This window comes from Kocuria sp. (assembly GCF_030536815.1).
In the GTDB taxonomy this organism is placed as follows: domain Bacteria; phylum Actinomycetota; class Actinomycetes; order Actinomycetales; family Micrococcaceae; genus Kocuria; species Kocuria gwangalliensis.
In genome coordinates this window covers 1-1872 of the sequence record NZ_JAUNPE010000299.1, presented here as the reverse complement: position 1 = coordinate 1872, position 1872 = coordinate 1, and the positions used below count along the sequence as shown (strand labels likewise).

The 1872-nt window shown below is 62.3% G+C and carries 2 protein-coding genes; both read right to left on the bottom strand.

Annotated features, from left to right (window positions below):
- Positions 1-386 (bottom strand): alanine:cation symporter family protein (locus Q4E95_RS13355; RefSeq protein WP_303383766.1); only part of this gene is annotated, 386 nt, incomplete at its 3' end.
- A gap of 157 nt (positions 387-543) precedes the next feature.
- On the bottom strand, positions 544-1872 hold a 1329-nt coding region (locus Q4E95_RS13350; RefSeq protein WP_303383765.1), incomplete at its 5' end, for an amino acid permease.

Genomic DNA, 1872 nt, shown 5'->3' with positions numbered 1-1872 from the left:
TAGCCGTCCCGCGCCTTGATCTTGTAGAGCTGGCCCAGCAGGGACTCCGTAAATGCGCTGGCCGCGCCGATGGCCGCAATGGTCCACATCCAGAAGACGGCGCCCGGGCCGCCCAGGCTGATGGCAATGGCGACGCCGGCAATGTTTCCGGTTCCCACGCGGGCGGCCGCGGAGACGGTGAACGCGCGGAAGGACGAGATGCCCTTCTTACCGTCCTCGGCGTCACCGGGCGGGTCGGTGAGGACTCGGAACATCTCGGGAAGGCCGCGTAGCTGGATCACCCCGGTGCGAATGGTCAGATAGAGACCCACACCAATGAGAATGGCGAACACGACATACCAGACGTACTCTCCCGCCGTTGCGACAAGTTCTGTTAATGCATCCATGCGACTACCCGGGCCTCTCCCTCAAGACGGCCCCGCTCACCCCTGCCTGGATCGGACGGGACCGGGTACCTAGCGTGTGCTGTTGCACTGATCTAGGTCACAGTAGCCGAAACTGCAGCCGGGATGTGAGTACGGCTCAGCCTTTTGGCTTATGGGTCTAGTTGTTGTTGTCCCGCTCGGAGTGTGGATTCGGAACCTGGTGAAGTGAAGCCGTTGAGGTGGTGGAACCGGCACCGGTCGAGTTCTCCCGACCAACCCGGAAGACGCTGACCACGGGGCGCTCCGCGAGCACGGGGAACGCCCCGGTGAACCCCTCTCGCTCCGCGGCGATCGCGCGAACCCTGCCCCGAACCATGATCCAACCGATCATCAGGATGGGGATGAGCAGCAGGGAGGATCCCAGGGTCAAAGTACCCACGGGGTAGTCCACGGCCATGAGCACCATCACACCCGCCAGGAACGCAAGGGTCAGCCAATTGGTGAAGGGCGCCAGCGGAGCCCGGTAGGTGGGCCGGTTGTAGAACCCCTGTCGTGCCATGGAGACGTACTTCTTGTGGGACAAGGTGATGGCGGCCCAGCCCGCCATGGTTCCCAGAGCGGCAAGGTTCAACACGATCTCGAACGCCTGCTCGGGAACCACGAAGTTCAGACCCACGCCCAGCACGGCCACACCGGCGGTCATCAGAATGCCCCCGAACGGGACACCGGAATTCGTGAGCTTGCCGGCGAACTTGGGTGCGGAACCCGCCTGTGCCATGGAGTGCATGATGCGACCGGTGGAGTACAGGCCGGCGTTCAGCGAGGACAGCGCCGCGGTGATCACCACGAGCTGCATGATGGGCCCGGCCGCACCCACCCCAATGGACGAGAAGAACGTGACGAACGGGCTCTCGGTAGCACTGTAGGCGGTATAGGGAAGCAGCAAACACAGCAGCAGCACCGAGCCCACGTAGAACACGGCAATGCGCAGGATCACGGTGTTGATGGCCCGCGGGATGACCTTTTCCGCGTTGCGGGTCTCTCCGGAGGTGGTGCCCACCAACTCGATGCCGGCGTACGCGAAGACCACGCCCTGCACCACGATCAACGCGGGGAGAATACCGGCCGGCAGCAGACCGCCGTTTTCCTGGATCAGGGAGAAACCCACCTCGGAACCGGTGGGTGTACCGAAGATGACGAAGAAGACTCCGACGATCAGGAAGATCACGAGGGCCAATACCTTGATGAGTGAGAACCAGAACTCCAGCTCACCGAACACCTTGACCGACACCATGTTGAGTGAGACCACAAGGATCACCACGATCAATGCCAGGATCCACTGTGGGAAATCCGCCAGGAATTGGCTGTACTGCCCGAACCACTTGATGTAAATGGCAATGGCCGTGGCGTCCGCCACCGCGGTCATGGCCCAGTTCAGCCAGTACAACCACCCGGACACGTACGCGGCCTTCTCGCCGTAGAACTCACGCGAATACGAGACGAACGA